This window comes from Candidatus Babeliales bacterium, assembly GCA_040879965.1.
GTDB lineage: Bacteria > Babelota > Babeliae > Babelales > JACPOV01 > JBBDJI01.
Window position 1 is genome coordinate 82844 of sequence record JBBDJI010000007.1, and the last position, 15471, is coordinate 98314.

The window sequence follows — 15471 nt, forward strand, 5'->3', positions numbered from 1 at the left end:
TTATTGATTGGCCCACGCTAAATACATGGCTATGGAACCAGCTACTGCAGCATTCAAACTTTCAATGCCGCCTGGCATTGCTAAAGTGGCAAATTGATCACAATCAGAAAGCCATTCAGTGGGAATTCCTTGTGCTTCACTACCAATAACAAGTAATGCGTTTTTAGTATTGATTTCATGCATAGATTTACCGCCATGTACAATTAAGCCGATAAGATTCAAATTTTTTTTATAATGTAATAATTCTTGCCATGTCCATTGAAAAATATCAATTTGTGCAATAGCACCAGCACTTGCTTGAATAACTTTTGCATTCCAAGGATCGACACCATCAATGATAACAACTGATTTTTTATCCATAGCAGCGCACGTACGAATGAGAGTGCCCATATTTCCAGGATCAGTGATCTGAGCAAGAACTATGCCCTCAGAAAGTTTTGAAGGCTGTGGTTGTGGTTTGATAGGAAAAACGCCAATTATACCACTTGGCGTTTTTGTTTGACTAATTTTATCAAGAACTTCAGATGTGGTTTCAGTTATATAATCTATTGATACTAAAGATCTCACATGATCAATATTTGGTTCCGTCACATAAATCTGTAGAGGATTTAATCCAGCTTTTACTAAAGCACTACAGGTTCGCAATCCTTCAGCAATAAATCTATTTTGTTGAGAACGTCCTTTAGCATTTTTTAGTTTACTAACGGCTATAATTTCAGGATTTTGCCTTGAAGTTATTTGTTTCATTATTAAATTTCATCATTTAATATTTGTTTTCGATAGTTTTGCATAAGTTGTACCATAAAGTGAAGATTATGAATAGATGCCAACTGATATGCCGTCATTTCTTTAGCTTTGAATAAATGATGCAAATAAGCACGGGTATATGTTCTGCAGGTCATACAAGTACAATGCTTATCAATAGGTTCAAAAGAAGTTTTATTTGCACTATTAAGAATCTTTAGATTGCCATTATTAGTAAATAAGAGTCCGTGGCGTGCACAACGAGTTGGATGAGAGCTGTCGAAGGTATCCACCCCAAGAGAAATTCCTGCCTCTAAAGATGGTAAATCGCCAATGCCGAGTAAATGATTAGGCTTATCAATTGGTAAAGTTGGCATGAGATGAGTAAGCATTTCGATCATTTCTTGTTTATTTTTTCCGACGCTTCCTCCAATGGCGAATCCATCAAATGGAAGACTGGTTAGGTATTGAGCACTTTCTATGCGTAATTTTTTATCAATACCACCATGAATAACTGCATACATCGCCTGATTATTTGGATTTTTTAAATGTTCATCGAGCGATCTTTTTTCCCATCGATGTGTGCGATCGAGTGAACGTTTTAATGCGTTAGGATCAATATGATAGGGTGGCAATTCATCAAAAGGAATAATAATATCGGCACCCAAATCTTTTTGTGCTTGTACTGAAGTTTCGGGTGTAAGTAAAACTGGAGAGCCATCGCGATAAGAACGAAAGAGCACTCCCTCTTCATCAATTTTTATTACAGAATTATCATATTTTTTCTTACCTTTACTTTTAAGCTCATCTTTAACGGTGCCGTAAGCAAGACTGAATACTTGAAAGCCACCAGAATCGGTTATAATAGGACTTTTTCGGTTAATAAAAGTATGCAAACCACCTGCTTTTTTTACCACATCCGTACCAGGTTGAAGTAGAAGATGATAGGTATTGCAAAACATTAATTGCAAGCCAATATCTTCGATAGTTTTTGAATCGAGAGCCTTCAGCGTAGCATTAGTGCCAACGGCGACAAAATTAGGCGTATCAATGATGCCATGTGGTGTATGAATTTTTCCTGCCCGTGCACGAGATTTTTTTGATTGATGAATTACTTCAAATTTAAAGGTATTCATGAGGCGATTTTTTCTTTTGGAATATATTTAGAGAGCCAAATAAAGGGGCTCATGCTGGTTATCGTTATAATTTTAATAGCATAACCAAACAGAATAACGTCAAAAATATTGCCCACTATACCGTATAAAGCTAAAAAGCTGAAAAGTATTGTATCAATGCCTTGTGACACTGTCATGGTTATTATATTTCTTAAAACCAGATACCGCCCATTTGTTGCTGTTTTAAGCAGTGAATATAACCGGTATTCTATGCTTTGGGAAGTAAAATACGAAAATAATGAAGCTATTACAATACGTGGCGTATTGCCCAGTATTGCATTAAAATGCAAATGGCTCGTATCGCACCAATTAGGCTGATAGCATAGATGGATAGTACTAAAAATAGTAAAGACTACCGTAGCGCCAAATGCAATATAAAGTGCTTTGCGAGTAGATAGGCGTCCATAATATTCATTTAATAGATTCAGACCGGTTACCGCACCAATAGCAAAAGCATCACTTGCCGTTACCTGTAGATTAAATAGAGTAATCTGTTTAACGACAAAAAGATTGGCCAAAATGCCTGATAGTGCAACGAAGGTTATGAGCGCTTCTTTGCCCAACCAGAGAGCCAGAAGGGCTATGCCGATCAAAAATGTACTTTGAAAAACGAAAATTAATTCATTCATAATATCAAGATTATCCTTTGTGTTTATTACTAATTATAAATAAAATTCAGAAAATTACCATTTTAAAGAGCTAAAATTCTTTATTGAGTATTATGATTTTCTGGTATAGATTCACAAAAAAAGACCATATTAAAAAATAAAGGAGGGATATGAAAAAAAATTATATGCTATTTTTAGCATTTTTTATGATTTTTTCTATTGATATCATGGCTGGGCGTTTATTAATTTCAAAACGCAGTATTCAAGAAATTTTACCTGAAGAATTTAATCAAGCTATTTTAAATAATGAACTTGATCTTAAAGAATGTTCAAAAAAAGAGTGGGAAAATTTTATTATGCAATGTTGTCCTTTAACGGTTAACAATGTTGTTGCGCAATTCAAGTTAGCTCAAGATATTGAATCTGAAGTTTTGCAAGATAGAATATTAGGAAGAATTACGGAAAATTTTGTTCCAACCACATTAGGAAAAAAGTTAATTAAAGAATTGTCATTATCGTCTTTTAGGTTATTGAAAGAAAAACTAAAAAGATATTGGTCAGAATATGAATTTACTGAGCACTTAATAAATAATATGTTAACGGTCCATTGGAAAAAATAATATTCAGGTAATCAATGGATATTTATCGAACCCAATTAGGCGACATTCTGGTTGCGGTAAAATGTTAAATATATTTTTAACTTGTTGCTGCATAGTTCTTGCTACTTGAATAATATCATTTGAAGAAGCGTTTTCGGTATTAATAATCATGTTGGCATGTTGAGGTGATACTTGAGCACCGCCATGGAAAAGGGATCTTTTTGCGCCAATTTTATCTAAATAGTAAGCAACATGAATTATCTTGTCTTTTTGATCTTCAACTTCTTCAGATTTAAAGTTTCTAAAAAAACTGCCACAAGTATTTTTAGAAGGGTACCGTGCGGTACGATGTCTAATGATTTCTTGTTTGCGTCCTTTAGCAAAAGCGACTTCTATTGTAGATATTTTTTTAACTTTAAAGGTTGCATTCAGTAAAAAATGATTACCTTGATTTAATGTTGATTGATTGTATCCAAAATTAAACCAATTATTATCAACGGTATGCATAATACCGGTATTTTTTTCAATGACCTGAGCTTGAACTAAAAATTGATCAAATAAATATTGAAAATAATGAAGATTTATAAAAACCGCGCCACCAATAGTTCCAGGAATACCGCTAAATTCTTCCAGACCGCTTAAATTATGCTCAAGACAAAATTCAATAAAATCATCCAGCAGAACGCCGGCTCCGGCGGTGACCCGAGCATAAGTATTATCTTGATTGTCAATTGAAATATCTTTTAATTGCGGGCGAATAACCAACCCATTAAAACCTGAATCACTGACTAAAATATTTGCACCAGTGCCAAGTAAAAATAAAGGCAAAGAATTATCGGTAGCACATTTTACGGCATCTTGAAAAGCAAGATCAGTAGTTGGTTCACAAAAAAAACGTGCAGAGCCGCCAGTGCGAAACCAATTTTTATTAGCCAAAGGCACATTTTCTTGAATTAAAACTCGTGGATAATTTTTGTGAAAGCTTTTTACTACACTCGTTTCCATTTATGAGCCTTTTTTGGTGTTTAATGCTTCAGATGTTTTAGCAGGAATTGTTCTCATAATAACTTCTTGGGCTTGAACTTTTTTCAAACATGCAGTGCTACAAGTATTTTCTAAAGCCTTGATGCACGTAACACATAAAATACAATGTTTGTTGCATTCAGCATTCACACAATTAGTATATTCATCGCAAGATTTATTGCATTGTTCGCAGGTGCTAAGCACGTCGTCATTTACGCGTACCGATACGCGTCCATCAAATACATAATTTTTTCCACGGAAAAAGCCATCAGGATATTTTTCAATATACCGATGAATGCCACCTTCTAGCTGATACACATCTTTAGCAACATTTTTTGTTTTCAGATAAGCAGAAGCGCGTTCGCAGCGAATACCGCCAGTACAATACATTAAAACTTGCTTATCTTTAAAAAGTTCTTCATGTTCATCAAGAAATTTTGGTAGATCACGGAAATATTCAATATCGGGTACAATTGCTTCGTTGAATTTGCCAACTTTTGCTTCAAAAGTATTACGCGCATCCAAAATTACTAAATTATCCGGTTTTTTTTCAATTAATGCGTGTACTTCTTCTGGTGTTAAATGTTTGCCACCATTCTTGGCATGAATTTTTTCAGGATCTACACCTAAACGTACAATTTCTGCCCGAACTTTGACCTTGAGTTTAGGAAAGCTTTCTCCTTGAGCGTAACTTTCTTTAAAATCAACATCATGAAAGAGTTCGCTTTTTTCCATTTCTATGATGTATTTTTCAATATCAGTAGGAGATCCACCGATGGTGCCATTAATACCCTCATGGGCAATAAGAATCCTTCCTTTTAAATTAAGAGATTCACAGAGTGTGCGTTGCCATTCTCTTATTTTTCCAGGGTAAGTGATATCGATGTATTTATAAAAAAGTAAAATTTTATTCATGGCTTTCTATAACAATTTTAATAAATTCAAAATATAATATATAAACAGTTTTATTTTAGCATATTTTAAGCAGATCGTCGAATATGGGGTTCGCTTAGAGTAGACCATAAAATTGCACCATTTTCCTTTTTATTTTATTCTTAAAGCGAAATCAACGCAATAAATAAAGGTTTATGCATGAAATTATCATTATCATGGATATTTGATCATATTATTGGATCATGGAAAGAGCACGATATTCCATCATTAATTGATACATTTAATAAGACTACAGCAGAAATAGAACAATTTAAGCACATACACCTTGATTTAAGTAATTATTTTCTAGCACGAGTAGTACAATTTGATGATAAACAAGCAGTAGTATTTTGTCCTGAATTAGCTACGGAATTAAAATTACCCTTTCGAGATGACTTGCAGGAAAATAATACATATGTAATTAAAAAGGACCTTAAAACAATTCGCTGGGCAACATTGACCGATTGGTATTCTCAAAAAGAAGGATTTATTTCAGCGGTAAGTTGTAGTGAAGATAATTTGACTGGATCATGGAAAGATGCATTTGAACCAGAAGATTACATAATTGAAATTGATAATAAATCGATAACTAATAGACCGGATTTATGGGGACATCGCGGCATTGCACGAGAAATAGCAGCAATTTTAAATCTTCCTTTTATTTCAGCAGAAATGTTGTTAGCATCTTTGCCTGTTAGAGAATATGAATCATTTGCCTCTGCAACATCTTCTATACCTTTTTCGATAGAATTAACTAATACGGAAAAATGTAAAAGATTTGCAGGTTTATATATGCCGCTTGTGGGGTTTCAGCCTTCTTGGATATGGATGGCATATCGATTAGCATGTGTTGATAGCCGTCCAATCAACGCGATTGTTGATACTACCAATTATGTGATGTTTGATTGGAGCCAACCAATTCATGCATTTGATGCAAATACCATTACAACAAAAAAAATTGAACCAAGATTAGCAAAATATCATGAAAAGCTTACATTGCTTGATAACGAAACTATAGAATTAACTGATCAAGATTTAGTGATAACTGATAGTCAAAAACCGATTGCATTAGCGGGAGTAATGGGTGGAAAAGATACTGCCGTATCTACTAATACTCAGGCGTTATTTGTAGAATCAGCTTCATTTGATGCAACTACTATTAGAAAAACAGCAATGCGTGTAAAAAAACGGACTGAAGCGTCAGCACGTTTTGAAAAGAGCCTTGATCCAATGCAAAATACGCAAGCGTTATTGCGTTTTTTAAAATTGTTAGAAAATGAAAAAATACCGCTCGTAGTAGCTGATCATGTAATTTCTGTGGGCAAAGAATTTAAGGCACCAACCATTGATATTGAGCATAATTTTATCGAAAGTTGTATAGGCACAAAAATAGAAGCTGATTTTATCATTAAAACATTAATTGCTCTTGATTTTCAAGTTACGCAATTTAAAAAAGATGATACGGATGTTTATTCCATTGTTGTGCCAACTTTCCGTGCCACTAAAGATATATCAATAAAAACTGATATTGTTGAAGAAATAGCTCGCTTTTTTGGTTTTTCTAATATTCCACTCGAGTTACCATATATGCAGATAAAATCTACGGTTCTTAGTTGGGTATTAAAACGACGGATGATCAAACAGTTGGCAGCATTTTCATTACAAGCGCATGAAGTAAATAATTATGCTTTATTTGATGACGAGTTTTTAAACGAATTATCGTGGAAGCCACAAAACACCGTAACTATTGCAAATCCGCTTTCTGAGTTATCTACACAATTAGTAACTTCTTTAATGCCGCATTTGCTAAAAAATATAAAGCAAAATCAAAAAGAATATGATACATTGCGGTTTTTTGAGTGGAATCGTTGCTGGGAAAAAATAAATGATGCAGTAATTGAAAAGAAGCAATTGGCAGGTATTTTTTTTGACCAAAAAAAAGAAATTGATTTTTATGAAGAAAAATATACGCTTTCAACATTATTTGATGCTTTAGAGCTTGCAATTGAATGGAAAAAACCAGATCAAGTACCAGCACCATGGTATCACCCTCATCAAACAGCACGGTTGATATGTCTCGGGAATAATATTGGTTATGCTGGTAAAATTGATCGTTCATTTTTAGCGCCATTGGCGGAAGGCGATGCGTTTGTTTTTGAGCTTGATGGACAAGCATTATTATCGTTAATGCCAGAAGCTAAACAATTTGAGCCTATAGTGAAATACCCGGCGTCATTTTTTGATGTTAGTATTCTTATTCCTCTTTCAGTTACTATTGCACAAATTACAGAGAACATAAAACATGCAGATAGCCGCATTAAACAAGTAGATTTAATTGATTTTTTCCAAAAAGAGGAATGGAAAGATAAAAAATCAGTAACGATGCGGTGTTTAGCGCAAGATCCAGAAAAAACATTAACAAAAGACGATATTGATTATATTTATAATCATGTGATTTTAACCCTTAAAAAAATAGATGCAGAGATTCGATGAGATTAATACGTAATAGTCGACTTTTTTTATTATTAATTAGTATTGACCAATTGAGTAAATGGTTAGTTTTAAAATATTGTATTTTTGGGGTAACATATAAAATATTTTCAATAGTGTCTTGTAAACTAGTATTCAATCGCGGTATTGCATTTGGTTTATTTAATTGTTCTGAAAAACATGCATTTATAGGCGTGAGCTTAGCTATTATTGTTGTTTATCAGCTGTTTGTTGGATACTTTTTTATTGGCAATTGCAGACGATCTTTTGAAAGTCTTAAGATTGGCGAATTATTAATTTTAGCCGGAGGGCTTTCCAATATTATTGATCGCCTAATGCATGCAGGCGTAGTAGATTTTATTTTATTATCTTATCATGGATGGGCATGGCCAATTTTCAATATTGCAGATGCATGTATTGTACTGGGTGTTTTTATTATGGGATGGTCATTATTAAAATGAATATGAAAAACCGTTCAATGCGCTCATTAAGCACACTCGGTTATGTAGGCTATTTGCCCGCTTCAGGAACAATGGCAAGTATTATAGCCTGGCCGTGTGCTATATTTTTTCGTTTAATATTTCCATTTAAATGGTATTGCATAATATGTATTTTTCTTTTTGTGGGTTCATGTATTATTGTTGATAAAGCTTTGCCTTTTTTTATTCGTAAAGATCCTTCAGAGATTGTACTTGATGAATATGTAGGGTCATTTGTTGCATTAATTGCAGTTCCTTATACTTTTTGGGCGATATTATTAAGTTTTTTATTTTTTAGATTTTTTGACATTGTAAAATGCTTTGGTATTAAGGCATGTGAATCTCTTGATGGCGCATTAGGTATTATGGTTGATGATGTAGTGGCAGGGTTATTTGCAAGCATTCTGATTTATAGCGGTGTTTTTTTTGAGTTATTATAATGATTGCAAAAGCTTTATCTAATATTTTTTTTCAAATGATTACACCACCCTATTGTGTTTACTGTAAAATATTTTTAACATTAGACACTATTTTCTGTGATAATTGCATTAAGAAAATAGCTCCAATTGTTTCAACGATGGTAGCAGTTACGGCCAAGAAAAAAATAATAGTGAATGCGCTTTCTTCGTATGAAGAACCATTAAAATCATTAATATTAGCAAAAGGATGGTCGCAAAAAGTAGCAAGTATTCAGATGGCTGAATTGATTTGGAAATATACGAATATAAGTTCACAGCCATGTGATATTTGGATTCCTATACCATTGCATTGGACACGGTTTGCATGGCGAGGATATAATCAAGCAGAAGTTATGGCTAAGATATTTTCTAAAAAAAATAAAAAACCAATGTTGCCAATATTAAAGCGGACAAAGAGAACTTATTTGCAATCATCATTAACGGTATTAGAACGCGCACACAATATTTCACAGGCTTTTGAGTTGAAGATAATGCAAAAAAATATAAAAAATAAACATATTGTTTTAGTAGATGATTTAATGACTACTGGAGCAACTTTAAGAGAAGCTGCACGTATTTTACTACCATTAAAACCAGCAAGTATATCGGCGATAGTGACCTGTCGAGTGATTTGATTTTTGCAACTCTTATAGTTTCATGTTAGGATACAGTTTGAAATCAATGCAATTTTCCTAAAAAAGAAAGGAATTTCATGAAAAGAAAGTTTTTAAGTTTATCGTTATTAATGGTTTCATTATTATTTTTGCCAAATTGTGACTGGTTTAAACCAAAACCAATTATGGAAAAAGATGAAGAAGCAGTACCTTTAAGACCGTCTGGGGTTACTTCAGATACAAATATGATTAAGGTCCCCAATGGACAAGTATTATTAACTATTAAAGGAAAAGACGTTCTAACTGTTCCACAATTTGAAGAATATGTTGAAGAAGCAGCAAAAGCTAATCCTCAAATTAAACAAATTATTTCATTTTATCCCGATGCAGAATCTGAACTTTTTAAAACAAAAATGAATGAATTAGTAATTCAAGAATGGCTTAAAGATCAAAATGTCCGACAAAGACCAGAGTACCAAAAAGACCTTAAGCAAGCGATGGATCTTGTTGAACAACAATTAGCACTTAAATATTTCTTTGAAGAATATCCAAAGATGCAAAAAATCGAAATTACTGATGCGCAAGCAAAAAAAGATTATGAAAAACGCAAAGAAACTTCCCCAGAAGAAATAACTATTTCTCGTGGTGGTGTAAATGCTCAAGGCGTTATGTTTGAAAAAGAAGCTGATGCAAAAGAATTTTTAAATAAAATCAAAGAAGCAGGCGCTAATTTTGAAAAAGCAGCAAAAGATCAAAAATTAATGATTAAAGAATTTAAACAAGTAAATGCTCAAAGCTTTGATATTGAAGCCCCAATTAGAGAAAAATTGCTTGAGATGAAACAATTTCCACAAACTCAACTAATTAAAACAAAAGATAAATTTTGGGTTGTACAAGCTACAAGCAAAGAAGAAACGCAATATGTGCCGTTTGAGCAAGTAAAAGATGCAATTAAGCAACAACTTAAAGTAAATCGCTTATTTACTGAAGAATTAGAAAAACTCAAAAAACAAATGAATGTTAAAGAGCATACTGAATATTTTGAAAAAAAGAAAAAAGAGCGTGAAAAAGAAATGGAAAAAATGCAGCAGCAGATGAAAAAACAAGAAAATATGCAAAAGAAAGCGAAAGCTGATACTGCAAAAGCTTCTGCACAGGCAAAAAAAGCTAATAATCAGCAACCTAAAAAAACTCCACCAATGCCTGCACCAGTAAAAGGGGCCTAAGCTAATTGAAAAATGAATGAAATCATTGTAAACTAGTATCAAAAGGGAATTTGCGATAACGCAAATTCCTTTTTTAATATGAAATATCAGAAGGCGTTCATGAAAAAATTGATTATAGTACTTATTTTTTTAGTACATTCTTTAGTTATCTGTAGTATAAAATCGGATAAAGAAACAGTTCTCCCAACATTAGTGGTAGAAAAAATTCCTTCGGATTGTATTTTGCTTGATGAAATTATTGCCGTTGCTCATGGTCCGGAACGTTCACAAATATTTTGTAAATCAGATCAAGAACGAAGAGGAATTGATAGTCGTCAACGAACTTTAGGTGATTTGATAGGAGATGAGCTCATTTATCAAGATGCGTTAAAGTTTAAGTTGCCTATTGATGATACAATTGTAAAAGATCATTTAAGAAGAACGTTACAAGCATTTGGATTAAAGCCTGGTGATGAACAATCAATTTTTGCACAAGAGGGGTATAGTTATGATGAAGGTTTTAATCAATTTCGTATTATGTATGGCGTAAATACAATGATTGATCAGCGTGTTAGATCTGCTTTATTAGTACCAGAAGATGATGTTATAGCCTATTATAATGAGAATCCTGTTATTAAAGAACCTGTATACTTTCTTCAGACTGCATTTTTATCATTAGAACGAGAAAAAGGTAAAAAAATGAAAGGTCTTGAAAAAGATATAGAACGATTCATTAAGACCGGTAAAGGTGTTGATGTTATGTGGAGCGATCCATATTGGTTAAAAGAAAGTGAGATAGCAGAGGGTTTAGATTTTATAACACAAATGCAAGAAAATACCATAGAAAAACAACGAGTTGCTGGCGGGTATCAATTATATCAATTAAAACAAAAAAAGCCGCAACGAGCGGTTCCGCTTAAAAAACGGTATAAACAAATTGTTGAGACATTACGCAAACCAAAGTTTGTTAAAAATTTAGAAAAGTACAAAAAATCCTTATTTGATGCGGCAACTATTATTTATCTTTAATATCGTTATCGATTTTTTCTTTTAATTGTAAGGCTTTTTCAATTAAGCTTACCTGTTTATTTTCTAATTCTGGTCGAGTTTTAAAATATGTTTGGAGTAATGTGATAAGATCCATATCTATTTTCATTGCTGCACGAGCAGTCCGTATTTTAGGTTGATATATAGGAATGATAGCGACAATGTCCTGTGCGTTATGGCATGCACGTTGTATTGCTGCTAAATCAACCATATCTTTAAGTTCTGGTGGCAAATGGTACATAATTTTTACAATTGCATCGGTAAGATCAAATTCTTTAATTTTTTCAATAATTTGAGATGTTTGCGATTCATCAGTTGTTGATTTTATTGAGACTTCGATTTGAATAAATGGTCGCTGTGGTGTTTTAATAAATTCATAAGTAGTGTTATTTTTTTCATGAATCGAAACTAAACAAAATCCCTTATCTTCTTTTCGTTCACCAAAATCAATGCGTTCTATAGATCCAGAATAAACAAGCGGTGGGTAACCATTTTCATTTAAATTTTGGTATCTATGTAAATGACCTAAAGCAACATAATCAAATGGTTGTATCGCCAGTTGAGATGGTAAAAATACCGGGTCATTGCCATAAATGGCGCGTTTTTCTGATCCAGAAAAAATACCAGAAGTAACGGTTAAATGACCCATTAAAACTGCCGGTATTTCTGGATCTAATTGTTGTGCAAAATGATTAATTATACTGTGAACTCGTCCAGAGATATATTCAGTAAGTTCAAAAGATGATTTGAACTTATGTGTATCAGAAAGCGAAACCGTATTACGGGTAGGCCAAGGAATACCAACAATCTGAATCGGCCCATTTTTAGTTTTTAAAGTGAAAGATGTTGGTTTTGCGATTACATGAAAACCATCTAAAGGTAAATCACCATACATATCAAGAGTATTTGATTTGCCAAAGCTTAGGGGGTTATCATGATTACCTACTGCAATAACAATTGGTATGCCCGCTTTGTGTAGGCGCAATAAGGACTTTAATAATAATCTTTGTTGAGTTGGGCTTGGATTGGTTGTTTTATAGGCATCACCTGCAAAAAGAAAAAGATCTACTTGGCGCTCTATTGCAACATCAATACAATAATTAAATGCTTTATCAAAATCTAACAAACGAGAATGAATCCCTGTTTGTGGATCGATTTTGCCATAATTTTCCATGCCATAATGAACGTCTGCAGTATGAATAAAAGTAATCATTCTTTTGAGGATACGATATCGTTTTGGGTTTTAGTAGCGCCAATAAAAGAGAGTTCAGGGTTATTTTTTTTTCGTCTATCTTTTTGTATTTTATTAGCATAATCATGTTTATTAATTTGTCTAGCGCGGCCAATTGCAAGCGAATTTGCTGGAACATTATCGGTTACTACAGATCCTGCTCCTGTTATAGCCGATTGACCAATAGTTACTGGAGAAATTAAAGTATTATTACTCCCAATAAAAGCATTATCTTCTATTGTGGTATTATGCTTTTCTTTTCCATCATAATTACAGACAATTGTGCCAGCACCAATATTAACATTTTTTCCTATTGCAGTATCACCAAGGTAAGTTAAATGTTTAGCTTTACTGTGTTGACCTAATGTACATCGTGTAGTTTCAACAAAATTACCGATAATAGATCCTTTTTGGATGTAAGTTTTATCATGTAAATGAGCAAACGGGCCAACAGTACAATTTGCTTCGATAATAGAATCAGAAATAACTGAATGGGAACGTATTATAGTATTATCGGCAACTTGTACATTGTCTAAAATTGAGAATGGTTCAATGGCACAATTACTGCCAATTTTGGTGTTATTAAGAATATGCACGCCAGAACCAATAAAAGTACCGCTACCAATTAATGCGTTAACATCGACATGTGTTGATTGTGCAAATGAGAACCGTACACCCTGTTCCATCCAATAAGAAATAATTTCGCATCGTTTAACTTGCTCAGCCATCCATAATTCTTTAAGGGTATTAATACCACGGATATGGTCAAATGGTGCTTTGATTGTTTCAACTTTTAATTTTTGTTTACTTGCAATTTTTATCAAATCAGTAATGTAATATTCACTGGAAACATTGCTATTAGATAGTTTTACAATATTTTTAAGTAAAAAATCTTTTTTAAAAATATAAATACCGCCATTTATACAACAACTATCTTCTGTTTTTTTTGTAAAGTCTTTAGATTCTATAATTTCGATGCTTTTTTCTGTTTTTATAACGCGGCCATAATGAGTAACAGGATCAGTGTGATGTGCAGTTACAAAAGTGATAGCTGCCTGTGTATCGATATGTTTTTCAATTAAATCATTTATTAAGTCTTTATTAATTAGTGGTGTATCGCCATTGAGCACAAGGATATTATCAAGATTCCAAAGTTGCATTGTTTGTAATAATGCATGTCCCGTGCCGAGTTGTTCTTTTTGTTCAATAAATTCATTGTTTTTAAAGTTTTTTCTGATGGTATTTTGAATCGCCTGACCTTTATAACCAATGACGATAGAGTTTGCAATTTTTAATTGATTTAAAATATTTAATGGATAAAGGATAATCTCTTGGCCACATAATTTTTCTAATAATTTAGTAGAACCGGTTTTGAACCGCGTTGATTTGCCAGCAGCTAGTACAACTGCTTGAACAGTATTTTTTTTCATTGAAAGCTCCTTTTTTATTTTTTATGCTCAATTTTTAATTATGAGTATCTTATCAAAACTTAAAAAAAAATCAGCAGCGAGCTTTATTTTTGTGAAGTTATTTTCTGATTAAAGAATTTTTGCGTTTCAAGTAAGTTCTAGATAATAAGGCTGTTGGCTCAATTGCTAAGATGTTTTTGCAAATATTTAATTCTTTTAATGTTTCTGAATTTTCTAGATTATCTATTGTTAATTGAGAACGGTGTATTTCTTTGAATTTAAATTTTTTTAAATCTATCATAGTTTTTATTTTTTCAAGAATTTCTTTATGTTTTTCAAGGACTGATGAATGCAAAGTAAAATTAATTTCTTGGGATAATTGATCCACAATATAGAAGTACTTTAATAAAAAAGTTATTTTTGATTGATTCTCAATAGGTAATGCATTAGATTCTTGCGATTCTATTAAGTTTTTAATTTGATTTAAAATATATAAAGATAAAGTTGAAAAACAAGTATTTTTAGTATTTTTTTTAATGCAAGATTGTTCTTTGTAAAAGTTCTTAGTTAAAGAGTTTTTTGGATAGTTAAGCCATTTGCTGCTTAAGATTTCTATTTCAAGGCCAAGATTTTTTAGAGAAATTATAAATTCCTCTTCGCCATTATCTTGAGATGATTGACTTTTGATATGTTCGATAAAATTCATTCTTTGTGTGCTCAGTGCTGAGTAACCTTTAGTAAAATCGTTATCTGATAAGGAGCTGTCTTTTATATTTTTTAATATATTGATAGTATCTGTAGATTTTTCTAAAACCTGGTTCATTCCTAAGATAGCCGAAGGAATAATTAGTAAAAAAAACATAAAGAATTGAAGCATTCTGTTCCTTCTGATTTAGTTTAAAATGAGAGAAATAATTTGTGCTTTATCGGTAATAGATTTATCTAAAGGACATTTATACCTCCGAGCTAATAAATCGTCAATCTTAAAATAAGAATAATAAATATACGCTAATTTTAAGTACTCATGATCAGATAAATTTTCTGCAAGTTTTAAACATACTTCAGTATCAGCTAAAAATTGATTTGATAAAGCATCGAAAATTATCTTAAAAGAATTCTTTTTAAAAGCAATCTTTTGTTTTTTCTTGTGGGGAAAGAATCTGTTTTTTTCGCATAATTTATCTACTATATATAAGCAATTTTTAATACAGTTCTTAACATTTGTTGAAAAATAATTTTCATCATTTATTAAAGTACGATATGTCGTGAGGTTGTTGGCATATTGAATAACACTCTTTTTAATTGTTTCAATATGTTGATTAAAAACGACTTCATGTAAAGATCTGTTTTCTAATTGTTCAATATTATTTTTACATGTTAATGATTGATTTTCTAAATTCATTCCAAAAAAATTAGAAAAAAAATTAATAGAAATTAAAAAAATTATAAAGGGAAA

16 protein-coding genes are annotated in these 15471 nt (G+C 32.2%); 7 read left to right on the forward strand and 9 right to left on the reverse strand.

The window, feature by feature from the left end; translation table 11 throughout:
- The 3 genes from WDZ41_00935 to WDZ41_00945 are packed head-to-tail and all read right to left on the reverse strand — an operon-like array spanning position 1 to position 2548.
- Positions 1-747, reverse strand: coding sequence for an RNA methyltransferase (locus WDZ41_00935; protein ID MEX0939906.1), 747 nt, complete (start codon positions 745-747; stop codon positions 1-3).
- A gap of 2 nt (positions 748-749) precedes the next feature.
- Positions 750-1880, reverse strand: coding sequence for a tRNA guanosine(34) transglycosylase Tgt (tgt, locus tag WDZ41_00940; GenBank protein ID MEX0939907.1), 1131 nt, complete (start codon positions 1878-1880; stop codon positions 750-752).
- A complete protein-coding gene (locus WDZ41_00945) occupies positions 1877-2548 on the reverse strand; it encodes a queuosine precursor transporter (GenBank protein MEX0939908.1) in 672 nt (223 codons plus the stop codon). Before WDZ41_00945 ends, tgt begins: the two co-directional genes overlap by 4 nt.
- A 149-nt stretch (positions 2549-2697) precedes the next feature.
- On the opposite strand from WDZ41_00945, the gene WDZ41_00950 reads away from it, so the two are divergent.
- Entirely contained in the window at positions 2698-3147 is a 450-nt protein-coding gene (locus WDZ41_00950) for a hypothetical protein (protein ID MEX0939909.1), read from the forward strand.
- Positions 3148-3150: 3 nt separating this feature from the next.
- Here WDZ41_00950 and murB read toward each other — a convergent pair whose 3' ends face one another.
- Complete coding sequence (gene murB / locus WDZ41_00955) at positions 3151-4131, reverse strand: UDP-N-acetylmuramate dehydrogenase (GenBank protein ID MEX0939910.1); 981 nt, start codon at positions 4129-4131, stop codon at positions 3151-3153.
- Positions 4132-5064 (reverse strand): rhodanese-related sulfurtransferase, encoded by a 933-nt coding sequence (locus tag WDZ41_00960; protein MEX0939911.1) that lies wholly within the window; start codon positions 5062-5064, stop codon positions 4132-4134.
- 177 nt (positions 5065-5241) lie between these two features.
- Here WDZ41_00960 and pheT point away from each other — a divergent pair, with 177 nt between their 5' ends.
- The 6 genes from pheT to WDZ41_00990 all read left to right on the forward strand — a co-directional run bounded on the left by pheT (position 5242) and on the right by WDZ41_00990 (position 11357).
- The gene (gene pheT / locus WDZ41_00965; GenBank protein MEX0939912.1) at positions 5242-7575 is read left to right on the forward strand and encodes a phenylalanine--tRNA ligase subunit beta; all 2334 of its coding nucleotides are present in this window, start codon (positions 5242-5244) and stop codon (positions 7573-7575) included.
- Entirely contained in the window at positions 7572-8033 is a 462-nt protein-coding gene (gene lspA / locus WDZ41_00970) for a signal peptidase II (protein MEX0939913.1), read from the forward strand. Before pheT ends, lspA begins: the two co-directional genes overlap by 4 nt.
- Before the next feature lie 2 nt (positions 8034-8035).
- Positions 8036-8491 (forward strand): phosphatidylglycerophosphatase A, encoded by a 456-nt coding sequence (locus WDZ41_00975; protein MEX0939914.1) that lies wholly within the window; start codon positions 8036-8038, stop codon positions 8489-8491.
- Positions 8491-9144 (forward strand): phosphoribosyltransferase family protein, encoded by a 654-nt coding sequence (locus WDZ41_00980; GenBank protein MEX0939915.1) that lies wholly within the window; start codon positions 8491-8493, stop codon positions 9142-9144. The genes WDZ41_00975 and WDZ41_00980 overlap by 1 nt, the downstream gene beginning before the upstream one ends.
- 77 nt (positions 9145-9221) lie before the next feature.
- On the forward strand, positions 9222-10349 hold the full coding sequence (locus WDZ41_00985; GenBank protein ID MEX0939916.1) for a hypothetical protein: 1128 nt from the start codon (positions 9222-9224) through the stop codon (positions 10347-10349).
- A gap of 99 nt (positions 10350-10448) precedes the next feature.
- Entirely contained in the window at positions 10449-11357 is a 909-nt protein-coding gene (locus WDZ41_00990; protein MEX0939917.1) for a hypothetical protein, read from the forward strand.
- Here WDZ41_00990 and sbcD read toward each other — a convergent pair.
- From sbcD to WDZ41_01010, 4 genes are all read right to left on the reverse strand, one after another.
- Positions 11344-12588, reverse strand: a complete 1245-nt coding sequence (gene sbcD, locus WDZ41_00995) for an exonuclease subunit SbcD (GenBank protein ID MEX0939918.1) — start codon at positions 12586-12588, stop codon at positions 11344-11346. The two genes, WDZ41_00990 and sbcD, sit on opposite strands and share 14 nt — an antisense overlap.
- Positions 12585-14036, reverse strand: a complete 1452-nt coding sequence (glmU, locus tag WDZ41_01000; GenBank protein ID MEX0939919.1) for a bifunctional UDP-N-acetylglucosamine diphosphorylase/glucosamine-1-phosphate N-acetyltransferase GlmU — start codon at positions 14034-14036, stop codon at positions 12585-12587. Before glmU ends, sbcD begins: the two co-directional genes overlap by 4 nt.
- Positions 14037-14133: 97 nt before the next feature.
- Positions 14134-14892, reverse strand: a complete 759-nt coding sequence (locus WDZ41_01005) for a hypothetical protein (GenBank protein ID MEX0939920.1) — start codon at positions 14890-14892, stop codon at positions 14134-14136.
- A gap of 15 nt (positions 14893-14907) precedes the next feature.
- Positions 14908-15417: a hypothetical protein gene (locus tag WDZ41_01010; protein ID MEX0939921.1), complete on the reverse strand. Its 510-nt coding sequence runs from the start codon at positions 15415-15417 to the stop codon at positions 14908-14910.
- Positions 15418-15471: the final 54 nt, after the last annotated feature.

Coding starts and splice junctions, on each gene's coding strand:
- WDZ41_00990 (MEX0939917.1), top strand. CDS start 10,449: ATGAAAAAATTGATTATAGTACTTATTTTTTTAGTACATTCTTTAGTT.
- sbcD (MEX0939918.1), bottom strand. CDS start 12,588: ATGATTACTTTTATTCATACTGCAGACGTTCATTATGGCATGGAAAAT.
- lspA (MEX0939913.1), top strand. CDS start 7,572: ATGAGATTAATACGTAATAGTCGACTTTTTTTATTATTAATTAGTATT.
- WDZ41_00945 (MEX0939908.1), bottom strand. CDS start 2,548: ATGAATGAATTAATTTTCGTTTTTCAAAGTACATTTTTGATCGGCATA.
- WDZ41_00950 (MEX0939909.1), top strand. CDS start 2,698: ATGAAAAAAAATTATATGCTATTTTTAGCATTTTTTATGATTTTTTCT.
- WDZ41_00980 (MEX0939915.1), top strand. CDS start 8,491: ATGATTGCAAAAGCTTTATCTAATATTTTTTTTCAAATGATTACACCA.
- WDZ41_01010 (MEX0939921.1), bottom strand. CDS start 15,417: ATGAATTTAGAAAATCAATCATTAACATGTAAAAATAATATTGAACAA.
- glmU (MEX0939919.1), bottom strand. CDS start 14,036: ATGAAAAAAAATACTGTTCAAGCAGTTGTACTAGCTGCTGGCAAATCA.
- murB (MEX0939910.1), bottom strand. CDS start 4,131: ATGGAAACGAGTGTAGTAAAAAGCTTTCACAAAAATTATCCACGAGTT.
- WDZ41_00960 (MEX0939911.1), bottom strand. CDS start 5,064: ATGAATAAAATTTTACTTTTTTATAAATACATCGATATCACTTACCCT.
- WDZ41_00985 (MEX0939916.1), top strand. CDS start 9,222: ATGAAAAGAAAGTTTTTAAGTTTATCGTTATTAATGGTTTCATTATTA.
- pheT (MEX0939912.1), top strand. CDS start 5,242: ATGAAATTATCATTATCATGGATATTTGATCATATTATTGGATCATGG.
- tgt (MEX0939907.1), bottom strand. CDS start 1,880: ATGAATACCTTTAAATTTGAAGTAATTCATCAATCAAAAAAATCTCGT.
- WDZ41_01005 (MEX0939920.1), bottom strand. CDS start 14,892: ATGCTTCAATTCTTTATGTTTTTTTTACTAATTATTCCTTCGGCTATC.
- WDZ41_00935 (MEX0939906.1), bottom strand. CDS start 747: ATGAAACAAATAACTTCAAGGCAAAATCCTGAAATTATAGCCGTTAGT.
- WDZ41_00975 (MEX0939914.1), top strand. CDS start 8,036: ATGAAAAACCGTTCAATGCGCTCATTAAGCACACTCGGTTATGTAGGC.